This window comes from Nitrospinota bacterium (genome assembly GCA_016235255.1).
Classification (GTDB): domain Bacteria; phylum Nitrospinota_A; class UBA7883; order UBA7883; family JACRLM01; genus JACRLM01.
The window spans coordinates 18,457-36,374 of sequence record JACRLM010000038.1 but is presented as its reverse complement, the minus strand read 5'-3'; the positions used below and the strand labels follow the sequence as shown (position 1 = coordinate 36,374).

Genomic DNA, 17,918 nt, shown 5'->3' with positions numbered 1-17,918 from the left:
TTGAAATCAAAAAGAAAAGGAAGGCCGCGGCGTAACTGTCCGCCGCTTGCGGCCACGCCGGGATTAATCGGAAATCACCGGATGGACAAAGCGGACAATTCATGTGCTACTAAACCGGACATTTCTATTTGTTGCTAACAACCAGATTCCTTTAATCTAAAACTCCCGTTGCGCCTTGCGTGTGGCTGTCCGGATGGCGGCGCGCCAGTTCTGGTACGCCGAGCGGAACACTTCGTCGCCGAGCACGGTGATGGTGAGCCCAACCTTCCCGGCGACACCTTCAAGCGGGCGCACGCCGACGCGGTATTTTTTCATCACGTTATGGTACACGATCATTTTGCGGTCGTAATCCTTGCGGTCATACATTCCATACTTTGCGATGTACTGGTCCATCATCATCTCCGTGTTGAGCATCCCGGAGGTGTCGCACACGTTATACTCATAGGCGAAAAGCTTTCCCGATCCTTCGCCCGCCCCTGCGGCCGGGTCCACGAGGAACATAAGGCGCGGCGCCATGTCGCACCCGATAGCCGGGGCGTTCACCACCAGCACCGGCATGCGCGAAACGATGTTTTCAGCTATCGAAACGTCTTCCGGCGCAAGGGCCCAGACGCTTTTCCTGTCCGATTCTTTCGAGTACGCCTCCCAGGTCACCTTGGCCGAATCCTTGTATCCCGGCGCCGCCGCCAGCGATAGGGCCATCCCTGTGACATATGGGCCGAAATCGACACGGTTGTTGCGGACCTTGGCAGGTTTATTTTCCGCCGCCCCGGCCGGAAGGGTTAAAACGAACAGCGCCAGAAAGAATATCGCCTTTTTCATTTATACCACCTCGCCACCCATGAGTGATACAAGCTATCATTTTGAATTATAAGCCGGTATTCCGGATAGGCGGAATACTCGGCAGGAATTTTGAACCGGTACAGCCCCGCATTTCCGGGCGAGTGGGATTCTATGGAGACCTTCATCCCCTGCTGATGCGGATTGTTCACAAGACGCGCCGCCTCGCGGCCCTTGGGATCAGACCCGTAAACCCATCCAAACAGGTTGTTTATAGGCTTGTTCCAGTTGTTTTGAACAAGGAAATAAACATAGCCGGCCTCGCGGTCTATATAGACCGGCGCCAGTTGCTCCCCATAAGAGGCTGAGGAGACCCCATAAGAGGCAAGAATTGCCGTAATTGTGGCAAAAACCGCCTTGAATCGCATCGCAAAACCCCGTTAAGTCAACCTGACAAAGGGTAAAGCAAGGCGGATGCCAAAAGGGCTAGATATTCGCCACGTCCTCGGCGCTGCGCTTTTTGACGTGGGTGTGGGCCGCAAGCTTGATTTTCTGCGACAGGATGCGCTGGACCGTCTCCATCCCCTGATAAAGCTTCAGGTCTTCCTTGTCCACCACGTCCACAGCGCCGATGTCCTGCGCCCGGAACCGCATCTTGCTCCCCTTTTGCGCCACGGAGCTTACGATTATCACCGGCTTGGGGTAATGCACCATAAGCTTTTTAAGGAACGACACGCCGTCGAGCTTTGGCATTATGATATCCAGCGTGATCACGTCCGGATCGAGCTCCAGAATCTTGTTGCGCGCGTCAAAAGCGTCCTCCGCCTCGCCCACAACGTGGATTTCCTTGTCCAGGTCGAGCGCCCTGCGCAGGATGTTGCGGACGGTGGCGGAGTCGTCCACTATCAGCGTGCGGATTTTGCGGCCTGCCAGGTCCTGCTTTTTGGCCTCCAGCTGTTTTGTCATCTCGGACTTCTCGATCAGGCGCATCTCCACGTCGCCGGTGTAGTTGTCGAAAAATATCTTGCGCCCGGAGTCCCCTCCGGTCATCCGTTCCGCGATATCAATGCCGTGCTTGGCCAGGATGTTCAGGGCTGTTTCTATATTCCGTATCCCGATGTCAAACCCGGAATTAAGATGCCCCACCACGGCTCCGCCGCCATATACCTTGGCCACAAGGTTGCGCTTCTCCGCGTCCGCCTTGAGCATGGAGTTGATGAGCTTTTCCGTGGAGTAATCGCCGTATTTGCCGAGCATGGACGCGTCCGTCCCCGTCGGGAGCATGTAATGGTTCATCCCCCCGAACCGCCCCTTTTTGTTGAACAGGCACACCGCCACGCACGAGCCGAGCAGCGTTGCGATTACGGATGGCTGCTTTGTGAGGGCTATCTCCCCCGGCAGGACGAATATGCGCTTTTTATCTGGTTCCATTTTATCTACCCTTGAAACTGCCTGATTATACCTTCGACGCTGAGTATCAGCGCCATATGCCGCCCGTCGAGGATTGATATCCCTTCGAACGCCGCCGGCTCCCTGGTCTGCACAGTAAGCTGTTTATAAACTATCTGCCTCTGGCCGAGCATATCGTCCACCGCGAGCACCACCATGATACCCTTGGACTCGGCCAGCACACAAATCGAATCCCATATATTTCTCTTTTTGGCCGGGACGCCGAATAGCTCCCCCAACCGCACCACGGGGTACAGCATACCCCATCGTTTCACAACTTCCCCCTTCCCCTCCACCAGCGTCACGTCTTCTTTCACCGCGCGGAAAGACTCGCGCACGTTCTCCACCGGCACCAGGAACACGTTGTCCCCCACGCCGAGCATCAGCCCCAGCTTGATCCTGGTGGTGTACGCCAGCGGAAGGCTTATCTCGATGCGCAGCCCCTTGCCCGGGCTGTTGTGCATTTTCATCTGCCCCCCCATGCCGTGCACCCCGGCCCACAGCACGTCCATCCCCACACCCCTGCCGGAGGTCTCGGTCACCTTCTCGGCGGTGGAGAACCCCGGCTTCAGCAGAAGCGACAGCGCCTCGTCTTCCGGAAGCAGGGCGGCCGCCTCCACGGTTATCATCCCTTTTTCCACAGCCTTGCGCTTCACCCGGGCCACGTCCACCCCCTTGCCGTCGTCCGCCACGGTCAGAAGTATGTTGCTCCCCTGCTCGTCGGGGGCGACGCTGATCATTATTTTCCCTTCCGGCGGCTTGCCCGCGGCGGCGCGCTCCTCCGGGGTCTCTATGCCGTGGTCGGCGCTGTTGCGCACGCAATGGATAAGCATCATCTCCAGCCTGTCGAGCATGCTCTTGTCCAGTTCCGTCTCACCCCCGCTCATCACAAGCTGCACGCTTTTGCCGTTCCCCTTGGCTATGCCGCGCACGATGCTCGGAAGCTTGCCAAGGGCGCGCTCCACCGGCGCCTTGCGGATCTCATAAAGGCTCTTCTGCATCACCGCGGAAAGCTCGCGGAAGGCCTGGTTGGTGTTCTTCATCTCCTTGGCGATGCCTTCCAGTTCGCCCCCTTCCAGCTTTTTCTGGATGATGTTGAACAGCTCGTTGGTGGTGATAAGCTCCCCCACCTGGTCGATAAAATCGTCCAGCAGCGACTCCCGGATGCGCACAGTCTTGGCCTTGGCGGCGCTCCGCTCCCTCTCTTTTGTCTCCCCGGCCTCCGGCTTTTCACCGGCAGGCTCCGCCTTTTTCTCCTCCACCCGCACTTCGGAAAGAAGCTTTCCGTACTCCGTCAGCGATTCGGACATGTCCGCCGCCAGCATTTCGTCGAGCCCTATTTCGTCCTGGAAGAAAATCCCGAAGTTCTCCTTCATGTTCTCCAGGATGGCCGCCGCCTCTTCGTCGGAGGCGTTCTTGTGCAAGGCCACAAGGCTGTCCACATTTTCCATGAATGTCTTGTAGGCGTTGTCCACGCTGGCGCCCGAAGCGGCGTCCTGGAACAATGATTGGAGGGTGGAATACTCCCGCGTCACCTCCAGATCCCCCCGCGTCCAGCGGGAGCCTCCGGCGGTAGCGGACTTTTTGCGCCTGTCCTCGACCAGTTCCGGGGTAGTGTGGTTGATGATTTCATAAACTTCCTTGAGGGGGGAGTCCTCCTCCATGGAGCCCTCTTCGGCGGCCTTGTTGAAGAACTTTAAAAGTTCGATCCGCAGGCGCTCGTAGCGCGTTTCCGAAGAACAGGCGCCTATCTGTTCTTCTATCTTTTTCAGGTATTCCGCCTCCTCCTCCAGAAGAGGCACGTCCCCTCCGGAGCTTCGCAGTCTATGGAAAATGGCCTTTAAAAGATCGGCCCCGTCCAGGATGAAATGGGTGATTTCGGGGGTGACCAGTATGGTCTTCTCACGGATGAGGTCCAAAAAGCTTTCAAAATTGTGGGTGAATTCCTTGAGGTTTCCCAGGTTGAAAAAATTGCTGGAGCCTTTCAGGGAATGCACCCCCCTGAAAATTTCATGCACAGGGGTGATGTCCTCCGGATTGGCGCCAAGGGCGGAGGAGTTGCGCTCCACCATAGCAACCATTTCCTCAGACTCTTCGAGGAACTCGTTGAACAGATCGTCGTTCGAATCCTGCGCCTTCATAATCAGCTTTGCAAACAAATGTTACATTAAGCGTTGGAGAACACCGGAAAATACATCGTATTGGCGCTTTGTGTCCAAAGGCAGATATGATTGTAGCATTAATTAATTGGTTTGATATTGCCCTTTTTTTTTTATATAGTTTCTAAAGATATCAATATCACTCACAGGTGTTAAAAATGGCCCTTAAACTGTTCCGCAGCTATGGTTTTTTTGTCTTGGCCGCCCTTGTGGCCGTTTCCGGTTCCGCTTGCTTCAACTCTGAGAAACAGCCCAACAACATCGTCATCGGCTCCGGCTGGTATGACCTGGAAAGGAGCGCCGACGGGAAGAACTGGTGGGTGTGGACCAGGGAAAAAGGGCAGTTGATCGTGGAGATGGACAAGGAGATCGTGCTGCAGATGAACGGCGGGGTCGGCGCCATCGAGCGGCCGAACAAGGTGGAGGTTTCGCTCAACGGAGCCTTGGTGAAGACCTGGGACGTCACCGGGGACAAGTACGAGCAAAAGCCCTTTGAGACGCTTCCGTTGACCTTGAAGGCCGGCAAGAACACAATAGAGTTCAAAAGCGTCAACCAGCCGGCCAAGATCGCAACGGATCCCCGGGAGCTAGCCATCGCCATTGACGACATCACTTTGAGCAACCAGGACGGCTCGGTGAAATACGAGTTGGCGAGATAAGTTGGCGGCGCTCACCGGCTTTGTGGAGGGAGTGGCATATCCATGTTCGGCATAGGGGTCCCGGAGCTTCTGGTCATCCTGGTGGTGGCGTTGATAGTTATCGGCCCGGCAAAGCTGCCGGAGATCGCCCGCGCGCTGGGCAAGGCCTACGCGGAGTTCTCGCGCTCTTTGCGTGAGGTCAAAAGCAGCATAAACGACATCACGTCGGAATTCGAGCATGAGGCGCGCATAGTCCGCGAGCCCGGCAAAGCCGCGCTGGACGCCATCGAAAAGACTTTTGCGCCGGAGCCGGAACCGGAGAAGAAAGCCGAATCATCCGAAGCGCCGGGGCCGGAAATCAAATCGTAGCGCCGGCGTCCCGCCGCCAATTGCCACGGGGACGGTGGCGCTACTTCTGGCCCACCTTCGTCTCCACCCATTCGGCCACGGTCTTGATCACCTGGTAGTCGAAATAAAATCCTGAATGGCCGTGGGCGGCCACCACCACGCTCTCATCCGCCAAAGGATGCGCCCCGCTTTGCCACGGGATGACAAACTGGTCATACACCGAATACACATTAAGAAAAGGCGCTTTGGGCTTTAGCGTTTTCACAAGCCCGAAAAAGGGATTTGACGGGTGCAACGAGCGGGCCAGCGGGGTCAATCCCAGCGCCGCCAGTTTCGATCCGCCGAACGGAGTTCCCATGGCGGCCACGCCCCGCACCTCCCCTTCGTTTCCATATTCCATGGCGTAGTCGAAGGCGATCATTCCGCCGAAACTGTGGCCGGCGAGCGCAACTTCCGCCGATCCGGTCACCGCCTTTATCCGCATCACAAGGTCGCGCAGCCCCACCCGGTAGTCGCTCAAAGGCAGCGAACTGTTTTTGTATGTGAACGTCACCACGTTTACGATGGACCTGGCGGCAAGGCGGCGGCGGAAAAGCCAGAACAGCCCCGGCCAGCCGAAGATTCCATGGATGAGCACCACCGACGGCCTGCCAGGCGTGAGCTTTGACGGATCGAAAACGGCGCGGTCCCTCTTTAACAGCCAAACGAAAAGCCATACCAGAGCCGACGCCGCGTACACCGCCGAATACACCAGTTCCGCCATATAGGCGCCAACCGGCTTGAATCCGTTTTCCGACAACGCGGAGAGCCACGACCTGTGGCCGTCTGTGGCCGGGTCGTACGTCTCATACCACCTGACGGCGTAAAGGAACGCCTGGAACAGCGCGGCTCCCGCCAGGACCGCCAAAAATACCCATAACAGGACAGCCATCGCCCTCTAAAACCTCCCGAAAGCGACCATCGAAAGCCCCATCATCATAAGGGCGAACCCGACGAGCCGCAGGAACCGGCGGTTGGCCTTTGTTATGGCCCCGGCAACTTTTTTCACCTGTTCGGGGGCGATGAAGTAAGGGACCCCCTCCACGATCATCACCATCCCGACCACCATCAGAAACAGTTTGAAGTTTTCCATCATCAACCAAATTTAGAGCCAACCACGTCATGTCATGCCGAGGCGAAGCCGAAGAATCCCGCTCAATTAGTGGACAAGAGACGCTTCACTGCGTTGAGCATGACAACATGAGCGCCCTGTGTGTCTCTGTGGTCAGATAGTATTAATCATACCTCCGCATTGCCCGAAAAGCTCCGCGAAATCCGGGAACGTCACTTCCACCGCCTCTGCCCTTTCGATCACCGTCTCCCCCTCGGAAGCTGAAGCGAGAAGCGCAAGGCTCATCACGACACGATGGTCCCCGTGGCTTGTCACAACGGCCCCTTTGGGCCTGCCTCCGTGGATTATAAGCGAATCCGGGGTCTGATCGCACCTTATCCCCATCTTGCCGAGCTCCGTGGCCATCACCGCTATGCGGTCGGTCTCCTTTATCCTCGCCTGCGGCACGTTGCCAAGCGTGGTGGTCCCTTCCGCCAGCGCGGCAAGGGCCGCCATGGCCGGCAACGCGTCCGGCGTGGCGTTCAAATCCAGATTGGCGCCTTTCAGTTTGCCCCCCCGGACGGTCACACTCCCTTCCCCCATCGTGACGGAAGCGCCCATGGCCTTCAGGTAATCGAATGCGGCCTTGTCCCCCTGCGAATCGTTGAAATCCAGCCCCAGCAAAGTTATTTCGTTGCCGGGAATGGCGCCGATGCAGGCGAAGAACGTGGCGGAGGAAAAATCCCCCGGAATCTGATCGTCAAACGCCTTGTAGCGCTGGCCCCCTTTTATCTCGAACCTGTTGTATCCATCCCGCTTGTATTCGATCCCGAACCTTTCCAGCCAGCGCAGGGTCATCTCCGCGTACGGTTTTTCGTTCAGGCTGTCCAGTATGATGACGCTGCCGTTCACCGCCAGCGGTGTGTGGATGAGCAGGCTGGAAAGGTATTGCGAACTGGTCCCGTCCACCTTCGTTGAGCCCCCCAAAAGGGGGCCGCAGACAGTGGCGGGGAGTTTCCCGTTTGTTCCTTCAGTCTTGGCTCCCAGGTTTTTCAGCGCGTCCAGCAACGGCCACATGGGGCGGGAACGGGTCTGCTCGTCGCCGGTGATGGTGACAGGTTTATCGCAAAGCGACGCCATGGAGAGCGCAAACCGGGCCGTGGTGCCGGAGTTGCCAACGTCCACAGGTCCGTCCGGGACTATTGGTTTTCCGCCAAAACCGGTCACCCGCCAGGCGCCGGGGAGTATTTGCGTTTTCGCCCCCATCGCCTTCACTGCGGTGAAGGCCGAGCGCCCGTCCGCCGAGTCCAACGGGTTTTTGATTGTGGACACCCCGTCCGCCAGCGCCGCGAAGAACAGCGCCCGGATGGTGTGCGATTTGGACGCGGGGATGAGCGCCTGCCCGCGCATGGCGGATGGTTTTACGGTGAACTTCACTTTAAACTCTTCACTAATCAGCGGTGATGTTATTTCCGCAGCAAAGCTGTAAAGCCAGCCTGTTCGAAATGACTATCATGCGACAAACATTCCGTAATACCGTAATCTTTCATAATTTCCATCGAAGAACAATCCGCCAGACTCCAGCCCTTGTCGTTTCTTGAACGATACAGCTCCACCGCTCCAGTGAAAAGCGATTTTGTTTGATAGACAACCCTGCTATTGGGGCTATTTTGTATTCGCTCTATTACTCTGACCACCGCCATTCTGAACATGGCGCCTTTGGAGGCGAAATGATTGGCAAGTTCAACCAAAACCAGTTCGCTTGTGAAAATAACGGCGTTTTTCAATAATTTTGACGCCTCATGGGCGGCTTCATGCAACCGATCATTCTCGTCAAGAATGGCTATCCGAAAACAGGTATCCGCAAAGACGCGTCTCATGCATCTTTTTTCGGGGCGCCGTACAGATAATGATCAAGATTTATGGACATATCGTCCGGCAACTTCTTCCACTCTTCAAGCGGAATAGATTTGCCTATATCCTCCACCTCTTCCCAGATTGGACGGGCCGAATAATCATATTCACCTTGGGACAGACTTTCATCTATTTTCATGGGAAGTTCGCCACGATACAAAATATAACCCCCGGCAAATAATACCGAAAGAGTTGAGATGGTTGATATAACTGGATACCACACTACGAACGAATGCGTGCCCTTAAGCAGAAAAAACGCTCCGGAATTTATCGTTAAGCTTAATAAGCCCATCGCCACAACAATTTTAATTAATCTGGCGTTAAAGAGGAATTTGACTGTCGCCGCAACAATTTTAGCAATTCTACCGGCAAAATCGGCGTTTAATTCTAATTCTTGATCGGCTCGATTTAAAGAAGCGCGCTTCATAGCCATTTTCCCGGATTCGACTTTTCCATTTCTGATTAATATTACACCTTCCACCCGCCAAGCTCATCCATAAAATCGTACTTCGTCAAATCGAAGTGGATCGGCGTTACGGTAACATACCCGGCGTCGAGCAATGATATGTCCGCCCCGGCGTCCTCCGGGCTTGTGGACATGGCGCCCCCCTGCCAGTAATAATCGTTCTGCCTCGGGTCCACCCGCCGCTCGAACGCCTCCACGAACCTGCTCATCCCCATCCGGCACACCTTTACACCCTTGATATCGCCCGGCGGCAAGGCGGGAACGTTGACGTTCAAAAGAGTGTCGGCCGGCAGCCCCTTTTCCACCACTTTTTTCACCACCTTCACCCCGTATTCCGCCGCCGCCGAAAAGTCCCGCGACGTGAAAGACGCCAGCGACACCGCCACGGCCGGTATCCCCAGTATCATCCCCTCCGTCGCGGCGGACACTGTGCCCGAATATATGACGTTAGTGGCCACGTTCTGCCCCTGGTTGATGCCGGAGACGACTATGTCCGGCTTTGTGTCCAGCAGTGCGCGCACGGCGATCTTCACGCAGTCGGCCGGGGTGCCGTTGATGGCGGAGCCGAAAAATTGCCCGTTACGCATCACGCGGCGCACACGCAGGGGGTCTGTGAGCGTGATGGCGTGCCCCACGGCGGACATCTCCGTTTCCGGCGCCACCACGGTGACATCGCCAATCCCGCGAAGGGCCTGGCACATGGCCTCGATCCCTTTTGCGTTTATCCCGTCGTCGTTGGTGAGAAGTATTTTCATGATCCCAATCTACCATACAGGTCTGGCAAAATTGCCTGTTTGGCGGCCAAGTCAGCCGCTATAGCAACCATTTCATCAAATGCCGGCTCTCCATACCACTTTTTCACCAATGCAGGAAGTTTTGATCTGAATCTTTCATAAACCGTGAATATCTGCGACGGCTCCGGGTGTGGATAAGGGTTAACAGCCAATTTAAGCCACATTACAATGTTTCTTATTACAAGTTTCGGATTATTCTCATGGATTTTTGGTTTTTGCCCCGAGATATCCGAAAGGGTTCTATCAATTCTATGAACCTTGCTCTCAAATATGAAAATCTGGTAATTTTCCTTTTGCCGGGATAATTGTTTTAAAGCATAAGCTATCCCCATTTCAAAGGGCATGTTCATTCTGGGCAGCTTATTTTTGCTCCCCATCCTGGACAGATCATTTATCGAGCATCTGCACTCACGGATAAGGGCCATCACCTTTTCCATCTGAAAAGTCGCGCTTTCCGATATCTTTAACGCGCAAACGGGAATGCGTCCCATGCAGACAACGGAACAAATCATGGCGTGGAGCAACGGCCTGTATTGTTTATCAAACGGGACATTCAGGAATACTTTGCGACCGTCCGGAGTCAAATCATCCATTTGGGCTCTACCAAAGAAAATACTTTTTTTGGTGAAAAGGTAACGTCTTCAGAGAACCTGGCATAGAAGATGATCGGATCAAGAATATCTCCCGGAACCATGCCGGGAGAGTGATGCGGTTTTAGGGCCGGACCTTGATCCGGAAACTGATTTGCTTTTACGGCCGGACCTTGAACCAGATACAGATTTGTATCCGATGAGCGCCTTAACTCTATCCGTCAAGTCCAGCATTTCAAATATCTCGCTGACATCAGTGGCCGCCGGCCCGATCATGTCTATCTTGCTCTTCTTTTTCATCGCGGTTCCTTCATCTTTTCGCCTATCAGGATAATTTCTTTCGCGAGGATTGTCAAAAGGCGCATCCAAAATTCATCTGGCCGACACCGTCCCGATCCACAGTTTGGCGCTGTTTCCCCTGGTCATGTGCCTTGGCTTGACGTAAAAACGTATCTGGCCGATCTTGTCCGGCTCTTTCCATTCACGCACCTTGCGGTATCTTTTGCTTTGCGCGTCGTACTCCCAAAGGACAGCGTCCGAAAACCGCAATTGGGCCGTTGTCCATTTTTCCGAAACGGGGGCGTCCGGCCAGTCCCACCGGTATGATCCGGCCCCTCCCTTTTGAAGGACTCCCACCCCAATGGTAGCCAGCCCTTCACCCTTGAGCATTATCTCCAGCGCCTGTTTCCCCGCGCTGTCCGCCGGTGGTGAAAGGGTCACCATGCCGGAGGCCGAATCGTTGGATGTGACGCCCTTGTCCATGCTCACCTTGAGCAACGCCACGCCGGGGGCGCCCGCTTTCTTTTCGGCTATGGCGAAGTCGGCCAGCGCCACAGGCTCGCCAAGGGGACGCAACGCAGGCCGGGGGGGAGCTTCCTTTGGTTGTCCCTGAGTCCCCTCCATGAACGCCACGATCTCCCGGACAGCTTTTTCGGCGTCGTCAAAAAGCGCACCGGCGTCTTTTTCGTAAGTGGACAGTCTGTCCAGCAATCCGGCCCCGGAGCCGGGCTCCATCAACACCGTGGAGGCGGCAAACGCGATGCCAAGGATTATCGCCAGGAAAACGCCGGGGAGCCAGGAAAGGTAAGCAGGGGGATTTTCGCGTTCCATACTCTCACCCTGGATTGGGAAATGTCACCCTGAGCCCTTCGGCATGCTCAGGACTGGCTCTGTCGAATTGGGGCCACAATATTGTTGCCATGGTTCGACAGGCTCACCATGACATGTTGTCCTAAGCCGCTCCGCCAGCTTCCGCCGGCCTGTCAAAGACCTGCCTTGCAGGCGCTGGCGCCGCTTCGCCTTTTTCTACAACCTGCGCCTGTTCCTTGTGCGCGGACTCCGGCGCCGCCTGAACGACCGGCATATCCACCTCGCGCCCTTCCTTGCGGGCCAGTTCCTTTCTCACAAGCTCGGCGATCTCATGCCCGTCCACAACTTCAAGCTCGAGCAGCAGGGTGGTTATCTTGTCGAGAATGTCCCTATGGTCTGTCAGCAGGTTCTTGGCGGTCTCATACGCAGTGCTGATAAAACCGCGGACCTCTTTGTCTATCTCGATTGCCGTGTGCTCCGAGAAATCGCGGTGCTGGGATATCTCCCGCCCGAGGAAAATCTGTTCTTCCTTCTGGCCGAAGGCCACCGGGCCCATGGCGTCGCTCATCCCCCATTCGCACACCATCTTGCGCGCAAGGTTTGTGGCCTGCTCGATATCGTTGGAAGCGCCGGTGGTGAACTGGTCGAGGACAATCTCCTCCGCCGCCCTGCCCCCCATGAGGATGGCCAGCCTGCTGATAAGGTAATTTTTCGGATGGGTGTGCTTCTCGTCCACCGGCAATTGCTGGGTGACGCCAAGCGCCCTGCCGCGCGGGATGATGCTCACTTTGTGGATCGGGTCCGCCCCAGGCACCATCAGCGCCACCATCGCGTGCCCCGCCTCATGCACGGCGGTGCTCTTTTTCTCTGTATCGCTTATTATCATGGAGCGCCGTTCGGCCCCCATCATCACCTTGTCTTTGGCCTGTTCGAAATGGCGCATTTTAACCCTGTCGCCGTCTTCCCGGGCGGCCAGAAGCGCCGCCTCGTTGGCAAGGTTTGCAAGGTCCGCCCCGGTAAAGCCGGGTGTGCCGCGCGCCAGCACCTTCACGTCCACATCCGCGTCCATCGGCATGTTGCTCACATGCACCTTCAATATGGCCTCGCGCCCGCCGATGTCCGGCCGTGGAACTATCACCTGCCTGTCAAACCTGCCGGGGCGCAGGAGCGCCGGGTCAAGCACGTCCGGCCTGTTTGTGGCGGCGATGACTATCGCCCCTTCGTTTCCTTCAAACCCGTCCATCTCCACGAGGAGCTGGTTTAGCGTCTGCTCCCGTTCGTCATGCCCGCCGCCAAGCCCGGCGCCGCGATGGCGCCCCACGGCGTCTATCTCGTCCACGAATATGATGCAGGGGGCGGCTTTTTTCGCCTGCTCGAAAAGGTCCCGCACGCGCGAAGCGCCCACGCCCACGAACATCTCCACAAAGTCAGAGCCCGATATGGAGAAGAACGGCACGTTCGCCTCACCGGCTATGGCCTTGGCCAGCAATGTCTTGCCTGTGCCCGGCGGGCCCATGAGCAACACCCCTTTGGGGATCTTGCCGCCAAGTTTCTGGAACTTTTTCGGGTCCTTGAGGAAATCAATGATCTCCTTGAGGTCCTCCTTGGCCTCCTCCACACCCGCCACGTCCTTGAACGTGGCCTTCTTGGAAGAATCGGTTATCATCCGAGCCTTGCTCTTGCCGAAAGAGAGAGCGCGCGATCCGCCGTTCTGCATCTGGCGCATGAAGAATATCCAGATGCCGATCAAAAGCAACATCGGGAACCACGACACCAGCACGTTGATATACCACGGGGTCTGGTCCGCCGGGCGGGAGGTCACCTTCACCCCGGCCTTGCGCAGGTCCTTGAAAAGGTCGCCATAGGACATTATGTACACCTGGAACGGCTTGCCGTCGGTGAACTTGCCCTTGCCGATTTCCCCCTGGATGGTCAATTCGGTGACTTTGCCCTGTTCCACCGAGTCCATGAACTCCGTGAAGGACATTTCCTTGGTGGTCACATGCGGCTGGTTGAACATGTTGAAAAGGGCTATCATCACAAGCCCCACCACCAGCCACAAAGCAAGATTCTTGTAAAACTGATTCAACTTCGCTTCTCCTTCAAGGAGTATGTAAAAAGAGCTTTTATGCCCAAACTAAAACACATTTCACATGTCTATATAAGATAGCATGGGGCTTGTGGCAAGCTCAATTTAATTCGGCCAGCGAATAAATCGGCAAGAAAGGGAAATTTTCACCACAGAGACACAGAGGCGCGGAGTCAGGAGAACAATTTCCTGTCTTCTCTGTGACTCTTTGGTTTTAACTCCCATGCTTCCCCGTGGCCGCTGACCACGGTTCCTGGTTGCGGCGATAAGACCGGGGCCGGGCGACCCCGTCGAAGCAAAATATCCTATCTCTATAGTTATAAATCCTTATCGTCCGCTTTTCTCCACCGGGACGGGGGGTTTTTGCGTAAGTTCGCGGAGCTGATCCTCCAGCTTGGCGTTCTTGCGGGAAAGACTCCAGCTTCTCCCTTTTTCACGGATAAGCGATATGGCCCAAAGAAGGCTTGCCAGCAGCGCCCCGGAAAGGAACGAAAACACGACAACGAACCACACTGGCGCGTTATATTCATGCCCGAAGTAGTAGGAAACCAAGACATTCTGCTGGTTTTTCGCCGCGAACGACACTATAAAGAACACAAGCAGAAGGCCCAGCGCAAGTTTCACCGCCATAAGGCCGTTGGGCTGTTTTTCCAGGTTGTCCGCCATCACGCCCCCTGCCCGCCGGATGTGTCCTTATTTTCACCGGGGTTCTCGGGGGCGTCTCCGGCATTTTCAACCGGGCGGACGTTTTCCGCGGATGCGTCCGCCCCCCACAACCGGCTTCGGAACAGCCTCCTGCCGGCCAGCAGCTCTTCTTTTTTCTGGCTGATGGTCTCGTCCCCGGTGGCTATCTCCCGTTCGGCTTCCCTGATGTCCTCCACTAGCCGCTTTGCGTTGTCGTCCTCATGGGGCTGCCGGCCTTCCGAAATGGCCTTGTATGAGACCTCGCCAAGCTTTGTAAGGATATTGCCCCGCTTGTTTGAAAAACCGATGATCCTGATCTTGAGTTTCAGGATTTCGACAAAGCCTTTGGACTGCCTGGCGGCAAAAGCGCCCGCCTCCTGGAGTTCTTCTATTAGCCTCATTGGACCGGATGTATCAAAAGCCGTTCACTGGACGGCGGCCGGTTTGGGTGAAGCTTCCGCCGCCGGAGTTTCCGCCGCCGTCTGGGCGGCTGGCGTGGCCTGATCCCCTTCCTTTGGCGCCTGCGGGGCCTTGACCTGTTGCGCGGGGCGAACCGCAGGTTTTACGGGTGTCTGGGCCGGGGCGGCGCCGGCTGTTGGCGCCGGGCCGTATGGAGACACTGCCACACCTTCCATTTTCACAGGCGCCTGTGTTGGAGCAGGCAGCGCCGCCTGGGGCGCCGCTTGAGCCGCAGGTTTGGCCGGAGCAGGGGCCGGAGCCGGGACAGATTGCGCGGGCACAGCCGAGGAAGGGATTGGGGCCGCGCTGTCTTTTATGTTGATCGGCTCTCCCAACAAAGCCTTCACATCGTCGCGCAATTTTAGCGCCTTGTCTGTCACCGCCGGGTCTCCCAGCGCGATGGCGTTGTCCAGCGCGGTGAGTGTCTTGCGAAGTTCCGACCGCACCACCGCCCTGCCAGCCGTGGCGAAAGCGTCATGCTGTGCCTTGAGGTTGGCGGAAAGGTCGGTGACGTTCTTGTTCACCCCGTCCAGCTTGCCGGAGACGTCGCTTAAAAACTTCCAGCCGAAGAACAGCACCAAAAGCAACGCGGCAACGGCCGCCGCCGCAGTGATCTTCACCGCGAACCCGCCGCCGCCACCTTCATTTTCCCCGCCGAAATCGTATGGTGATCCGCCTTTGTCCATCTTGCTTGCCATCCTGAATTTTGCGTCCTCCACCTCCGGCTGCGTTGCGCCGCTTTTGGCCGTGGGGGGCATTGGTTGCGACGGTGGTATGGGCACGTCCGGCTGTGGCGGACTTGTCCGCGTTTTCTTGTACCAGGGCATGATGTCCCGCCTCAAGCCTCCCCGCCGTTTGTTTATTCCATGTTGACTTAACCGCGCCGCCGCGCATAATAATGCTCACGGCGGGAACGTCCGGTTAATTAAACAGTTCCGATGGCGATTATACACGCCTTGCGGTATCATTTGTAGCTTTTTGAAAGAGACGAGGGCATGACGGTAAAGATAGACGGCAAGGCGGTGGCGGCGTCCATCCGGGAAGAAATCAAAAAAGAAATCACGATCATCAATAAAGAGACCGGGAACAATGTGACCCTGGCGGTGGTGCTGGTGGGGGACAATCCGGCCTCCCAGGTGTATGTGCGGCTGAAGGAAAAAGCCTGCCACGAGGTGGGCATACAGTCGGTCCAGCACACCATCCCCGCCGAAGTGTCCATGAAGGATATTTTAAACCTCATTGACGCGCTAAACGCGGACGAGAAGGTGAACGGCATACTGGTGCAGCTGCCGTTGCCGGCCCATCTGGACGCGGACAAGGTGCTCGACCGGATACATGTGGACAAGGACGTGGACGGATTTCACCCGCTCAACGTCGGCCTCCTTTCGCAGAAGCTGGCAAAGCTGGCCCCATGCACCCCCGCCGGGTGCATAGAGTTGCTCGACCGTTACAACATCCCGATACAGGGCGCAAACGCCGTGGTGATCGGCAGGTCCAACATCGTCGGAAAGCCCGTCGCCACCATGCTCCTGCACCGCAACGCCACGGTGACGATATGCCATTCTAAAACGAAGGACATCTCCAAGGTCGCATCCCAGGCGGACATTATCATCGCCGCCATCGGCTCGCCCAGGTTCGTCACGGCGGACATGGTGAAGCAAGGGGCGGCGGTGATAGACGTGGGGACGAGCAAGGTGGACAACGCGATAGTGGGCGATGTGGACTATGAAAACGTGTACCCCAAGGCGGGGTGGATCACCCCCGTCCCCGGCGGCGTTGGGCCGATGACCATCGCCATGCTCCTTTCGAACACCCTGCTGGCGTACAAAATCCAGCGCAAATTGGTCTGCTAGACGCAATCATGCCAGAGCCGGAGGAAGGCGGCCGCAAGGTTTACACCGTCGCCGAACTTACCGCCGGGCTTAAGCACGTTATCGAGTCGGAATTCTCCGGCCTTTGGGTGGAGGGTGAAATCTCCAACTTCAAGGTGTATCCCTCCGGCCACGCCTATTTCACCCTCAAGGACGAAGAGGCGCAGATACGTTCCGTCATGTGGAAAGGGATGCGCCAGCTTTTAAAATTCGAGCCTAAGGACGGGGACAAGGTGATCTGCCGGGGGCGGCTTTCCGTCTATGAAAAACGGGGTGAATACCAGCTTACCGTGGAGGCGATGGAGCCCGCCGGACTTGGTGCGCTGCAGATGGCGTTCAACCGGCTGAAGGAAAAGCTGACCGCCGAGGGGCTTTTCGGCGAAAAACGCAAAAAAGCGCTTCCATATATCGCATGGTCGGTGGGGATCATCACCTCCCCGGCGGGCGCTGTGCTGCGGGACATGGTGCGCACAATCAAACGGCGGTTCCCGGGGCTTCGCATAGTGTTCGCCCCCGTGGCTGTTCAGGGGGATGGGGCCAAAGAACAGATCGCAAAGGCCATCGCGGATATGAACGAGTATGGCAAGGTGGACGTGATCATCTGCGGGCGCGGCGGCGGATCGCTGGAGGATCTTTGGGCGTTCAACGAGGAGATCGTGGCGCGGGCCATCGCCGGGTCGAAGATTCCGGTGGTCTCCGCCGTGGGGCACGAGACAGATTTTACGATAGCCGATTTCGCTGCGGACGCGCGCGCCTCCACCCCGACGGCGGCGGCGGAGATAATCGCCCCCGAACGGGCCGACGTGGAGAGCACGATAGAAGAATTTCACCGGCGGCTGTTCGTGGAGATGCGGGACATCGTGGAGACCCGTTCGCAACGTCTCGATGACGCGGCCAACCGGCTGGAACGGGGAGCGTTGTTGAAGACTGGCCGCATGCGCGACAAGCTGTCCGCTGCGGCGAGGCATCTTATGGCGGTAAGCCCCGCGGCGCAGCTTAAGAACCGGCGCGAACGGCTTGCAAATGCCCATCAACGCCTGACAGGGGGGCTTACAAGGGCGCGGGACGTATCATCGGCCAGGGCCGCCGCCGCATTGAGCAGGATAAACGCCATCCGGCCGGAGAATTTTGTTTCGTCCAGGCGTGACGCGCTGAATCGGGCGTTTGAAAAACTTGGCGAACGATTGACGGCGTCGTCCTCTATAAAACGCAAACGGCTGGAGGTCATCGCCGGGAAACTGGATGCGTTAAGCCCGTTAAAGGCCCTTGCGCGGGGCTACAGCATCGTCACCAGCCCCGACGGGAAGAAAATTTACACCCGCGCCGCCGACTTGCGCCCCGGCGACCATGTTCGCATAAAGATGAGCGACGGCGAGACCCAGGCGACGATAAGAAGCGCAGGCGGCGGGAAACAGGAGAAGTTGTTTTAGCGCTTTCTCGCAGCGCCGGCAACTTGCCGGCAAATGCTTGCTTCCCCGTGGTCGCCTGACCACGGCTC

Annotated in this window: 20 protein-coding genes and 1 pseudogene; 4 read left to right on the top strand and 17 right to left on the bottom strand. The window is 57.0% G+C overall.

Annotated elements, in window-relative coordinates; translation table 11 throughout:
* Positions 1-156: 156 nt before the first annotated feature.
* From HZB29_05100 to HZB29_05085, 4 genes are read right to left on the bottom strand one after another with little or no spacing between them, the layout of a single operon-like run.
* Positions 157-822, bottom strand: coding sequence for a hypothetical protein (locus HZB29_05100; GenBank protein ID MBI5814969.1), 666 nt, complete (start codon positions 820-822; stop codon positions 157-159).
* Complete coding sequence (locus HZB29_05095; GenBank protein ID MBI5814968.1) at positions 819-1,208, bottom strand: hypothetical protein; 390 nt, start codon at positions 1,206-1,208, stop codon at positions 819-821. The genes HZB29_05100 and HZB29_05095 overlap by 4 nt, the downstream gene beginning before the upstream one ends.
* Before the next feature lie 58 nt (positions 1,209-1,266).
* Positions 1,267-2,211, bottom strand: coding sequence for a response regulator (locus HZB29_05090; GenBank protein MBI5814967.1), 945 nt, complete (start codon positions 2,209-2,211; stop codon positions 1,267-1,269).
* Positions 2,212-2,216: 5 nt separating this feature from the next.
* Positions 2,217-4,370, bottom strand: a complete 2,154-nt coding sequence (locus HZB29_05085) for a chemotaxis protein CheA (GenBank protein ID MBI5814966.1) — start codon at positions 4,368-4,370, stop codon at positions 2,217-2,219.
* 176 nt (positions 4,371-4,546) lie between these two features.
* Between HZB29_05085 and HZB29_05080 the strand changes: the two genes are divergently transcribed.
* Positions 4,547-5,047 carry a hypothetical protein gene (locus tag HZB29_05080; GenBank protein MBI5814965.1) on the top strand — a complete coding sequence of 167 codons (501 nt, stop codon included), beginning with the start codon at positions 4,547-4,549 and terminating at the stop codon, positions 5,045-5,047.
* A 42-nt stretch (positions 5,048-5,089) separates the two neighbouring features.
* Positions 5,090-5,395, top strand: coding sequence for a twin-arginine translocase TatA/TatE family subunit (locus HZB29_05075; GenBank protein MBI5814964.1), 306 nt, complete (start codon positions 5,090-5,092; stop codon positions 5,393-5,395).
* 40 nt (positions 5,396-5,435) lie between these two features.
* On the opposite strand, the gene HZB29_05070 is transcribed toward HZB29_05075, so the two are convergent.
* The 13 genes and pseudogenes from HZB29_05070 to HZB29_05010 all read right to left on the bottom strand — a co-directional run bounded on the left by HZB29_05070 (position 5,436) and on the right by HZB29_05010 (position 15,376).
* Positions 5,436-6,305 (bottom strand): alpha/beta hydrolase, encoded by an 870-nt coding sequence (locus HZB29_05070; protein MBI5814963.1) that lies wholly within the window; start codon positions 6,303-6,305, stop codon positions 5,436-5,438.
* 6 nt (positions 6,306-6,311) lie between these two features.
* Positions 6,312-6,506 (bottom strand): DUF2065 domain-containing protein, encoded by a 195-nt coding sequence (locus HZB29_05065; GenBank protein ID MBI5814962.1) that lies wholly within the window; start codon positions 6,504-6,506, stop codon positions 6,312-6,314.
* 132 nt (positions 6,507-6,638) lie between these two features.
* Positions 6,639-7,874, bottom strand: a complete 1,236-nt coding sequence (gene aroA / locus HZB29_05060; protein MBI5814961.1) for a 3-phosphoshikimate 1-carboxyvinyltransferase — start codon at positions 7,872-7,874, stop codon at positions 6,639-6,641.
* A gap of 56 nt (positions 7,875-7,930) precedes the next feature.
* Complete coding sequence (locus HZB29_05055) at positions 7,931-8,344, bottom strand: type II toxin-antitoxin system VapC family toxin (GenBank protein ID MBI5814960.1); 414 nt, start codon at positions 8,342-8,344, stop codon at positions 7,931-7,933.
* On the bottom strand, positions 8,341-8,859 hold the full coding sequence (locus tag HZB29_05050) for a hypothetical protein (GenBank protein MBI5814959.1): 519 nt from the start codon (positions 8,857-8,859) through the stop codon (positions 8,341-8,343). Before HZB29_05050 ends, HZB29_05055 begins: the two co-directional genes overlap by 4 nt.
* Positions 8,847-9,599 carry a 5'/3'-nucleotidase SurE gene (gene surE / locus HZB29_05045; protein ID MBI5814958.1) on the bottom strand — a complete coding sequence of 251 codons (753 nt, stop codon included), beginning with the start codon at positions 9,597-9,599 and terminating at the stop codon, positions 8,847-8,849. The genes HZB29_05050 and surE overlap by 13 nt, the downstream gene beginning before the upstream one ends.
* On the bottom strand, positions 9,596-10,075 hold the full coding sequence (locus HZB29_05040) for a hypothetical protein (GenBank protein ID MBI5814957.1): 480 nt from the start codon (positions 10,073-10,075) through the stop codon (positions 9,596-9,598). Before HZB29_05040 ends, surE begins: the two co-directional genes overlap by 4 nt.
* A gap of 234 nt (positions 10,076-10,309) precedes the next feature.
* A complete protein-coding gene (locus HZB29_05035; GenBank protein MBI5814956.1) occupies positions 10,310-10,528 on the bottom strand; it encodes a hypothetical protein in 219 nt (72 codons plus the stop codon).
* Positions 10,529-10,600: 72 nt separating this feature from the next.
* Complete coding sequence (locus HZB29_05030) at positions 10,601-11,338, bottom strand: hypothetical protein (GenBank protein ID MBI5814955.1); 738 nt, start codon at positions 11,336-11,338, stop codon at positions 10,601-10,603.
* Between the two features lie 292 nt (positions 11,339-11,630).
* Positions 11,631-13,406 (bottom strand): annotated as a pseudogene (locus HZB29_05025) (ATP-dependent metallopeptidase FtsH/Yme1/Tma family protein).
* A 327-nt stretch (positions 13,407-13,733) separates the two neighbouring features.
* Positions 13,734-14,072 carry a DUF1049 domain-containing protein gene (locus HZB29_05020; protein ID MBI5814954.1) on the bottom strand — a complete coding sequence of 113 codons (339 nt, stop codon included), beginning with the start codon at positions 14,070-14,072 and terminating at the stop codon, positions 13,734-13,736.
* A complete protein-coding gene (locus HZB29_05015) occupies positions 14,072-14,491 on the bottom strand; it encodes a hypothetical protein (GenBank protein MBI5814953.1) in 420 nt (139 codons plus the stop codon). The genes HZB29_05020 and HZB29_05015 overlap by 1 nt, the downstream gene beginning before the upstream one ends.
* Positions 14,492-14,515: 24 nt before the next feature.
* Complete coding sequence (locus HZB29_05010) at positions 14,516-15,376, bottom strand: hypothetical protein (protein MBI5814952.1); 861 nt, start codon at positions 15,374-15,376, stop codon at positions 14,516-14,518.
* A 168-nt stretch (positions 15,377-15,544) separates the two neighbouring features.
* Between HZB29_05010 and folD the strand changes: the two genes are divergently transcribed.
* Positions 15,545-16,402, top strand: a complete 858-nt coding sequence (folD, locus tag HZB29_05005) for a bifunctional methylenetetrahydrofolate dehydrogenase/methenyltetrahydrofolate cyclohydrolase FolD (protein ID MBI5814951.1) — start codon at positions 15,545-15,547, stop codon at positions 16,400-16,402.
* Between the two features lie 8 nt (positions 16,403-16,410).
* A complete protein-coding gene (locus HZB29_05000; protein ID MBI5814950.1) occupies positions 16,411-17,850 on the top strand; it encodes an exodeoxyribonuclease VII large subunit in 1,440 nt (479 codons plus the stop codon).
* Positions 17,851-17,918 lie beyond the last annotated feature (68 nt).

What these genes read in the sequence shown, in the direction of transcription:
- HZB29_05040 (MBI5814957.1), bottom strand. Translation starts at nt 10,075, where the DNA reads ATGGAAAAGGTGATGGCCCTTATCCGTGAGTGCAGATGCTCGATAAAT.
- folD (MBI5814951.1), top strand. Translation starts at nt 15,545, where the DNA reads ATGACGGTAAAGATAGACGGCAAGGCGGTGGCGGCGTCCATCCGGGAA.
- surE (MBI5814958.1), bottom strand. Translation starts at nt 9,599, where the DNA reads ATGAAAATACTTCTCACCAACGACGACGGGATAAACGCAAAAGGGATC.
- HZB29_05030 (MBI5814955.1), bottom strand. Translation starts at nt 11,338, where the DNA reads ATGGAACGCGAAAATCCCCCTGCTTACCTTTCCTGGCTCCCCGGCGTT.
- HZB29_05085 (MBI5814966.1), bottom strand. Translation starts at nt 4,370, where the DNA reads ATGAAGGCGCAGGATTCGAACGACGATCTGTTCAACGAGTTCCTCGAA.
- HZB29_05035 (MBI5814956.1), bottom strand. Translation starts at nt 10,528, where the DNA reads ATGAAAAAGAAGAGCAAGATAGACATGATCGGGCCGGCGGCCACTGAT.
- HZB29_05000 (MBI5814950.1), top strand. Translation starts at nt 16,411, where the DNA reads ATGCCAGAGCCGGAGGAAGGCGGCCGCAAGGTTTACACCGTCGCCGAA.
- HZB29_05095 (MBI5814968.1), bottom strand. Translation starts at nt 1,208, where the DNA reads ATGCGATTCAAGGCGGTTTTTGCCACAATTACGGCAATTCTTGCCTCT.
- HZB29_05100 (MBI5814969.1), bottom strand. Translation starts at nt 822, where the DNA reads ATGAAAAAGGCGATATTCTTTCTGGCGCTGTTCGTTTTAACCCTTCCG.
- HZB29_05015 (MBI5814953.1), bottom strand. Translation starts at nt 14,491, where the DNA reads ATGAGGCTAATAGAAGAACTCCAGGAGGCGGGCGCTTTTGCCGCCAGG.
- HZB29_05075 (MBI5814964.1), top strand. Translation starts at nt 5,090, where the DNA reads ATGTTCGGCATAGGGGTCCCGGAGCTTCTGGTCATCCTGGTGGTGGCG.
- aroA (MBI5814961.1), bottom strand. Translation starts at nt 7,874, where the DNA reads ATGCGCGGGCAGGCGCTCATCCCCGCGTCCAAATCGCACACCATCCGG.
- HZB29_05065 (MBI5814962.1), bottom strand. Translation starts at nt 6,506, where the DNA reads ATGGAAAACTTCAAACTGTTTCTGATGGTGGTCGGGATGGTGATGATC.
- HZB29_05090 (MBI5814967.1), bottom strand. Translation starts at nt 2,211, where the DNA reads ATGGAACCAGATAAAAAGCGCATATTCGTCCTGCCGGGGGAGATAGCC.
- HZB29_05010 (MBI5814952.1), bottom strand. Translation starts at nt 15,376, where the DNA reads ATGCCCTGGTACAAGAAAACGCGGACAAGTCCGCCACAGCCGGACGTG.
- HZB29_05070 (MBI5814963.1), bottom strand. Translation starts at nt 6,305, where the DNA reads ATGGCTGTCCTGTTATGGGTATTTTTGGCGGTCCTGGCGGGAGCCGCG.
- HZB29_05055 (MBI5814960.1), bottom strand. Translation starts at nt 8,344, where the DNA reads ATGAGACGCGTCTTTGCGGATACCTGTTTTCGGATAGCCATTCTTGAC.
- HZB29_05080 (MBI5814965.1), top strand. Translation starts at nt 4,547, where the DNA reads ATGGCCCTTAAACTGTTCCGCAGCTATGGTTTTTTTGTCTTGGCCGCC.
- HZB29_05020 (MBI5814954.1), bottom strand. Translation starts at nt 14,072, where the DNA reads ATGGCGGACAACCTGGAAAAACAGCCCAACGGCCTTATGGCGGTGAAA.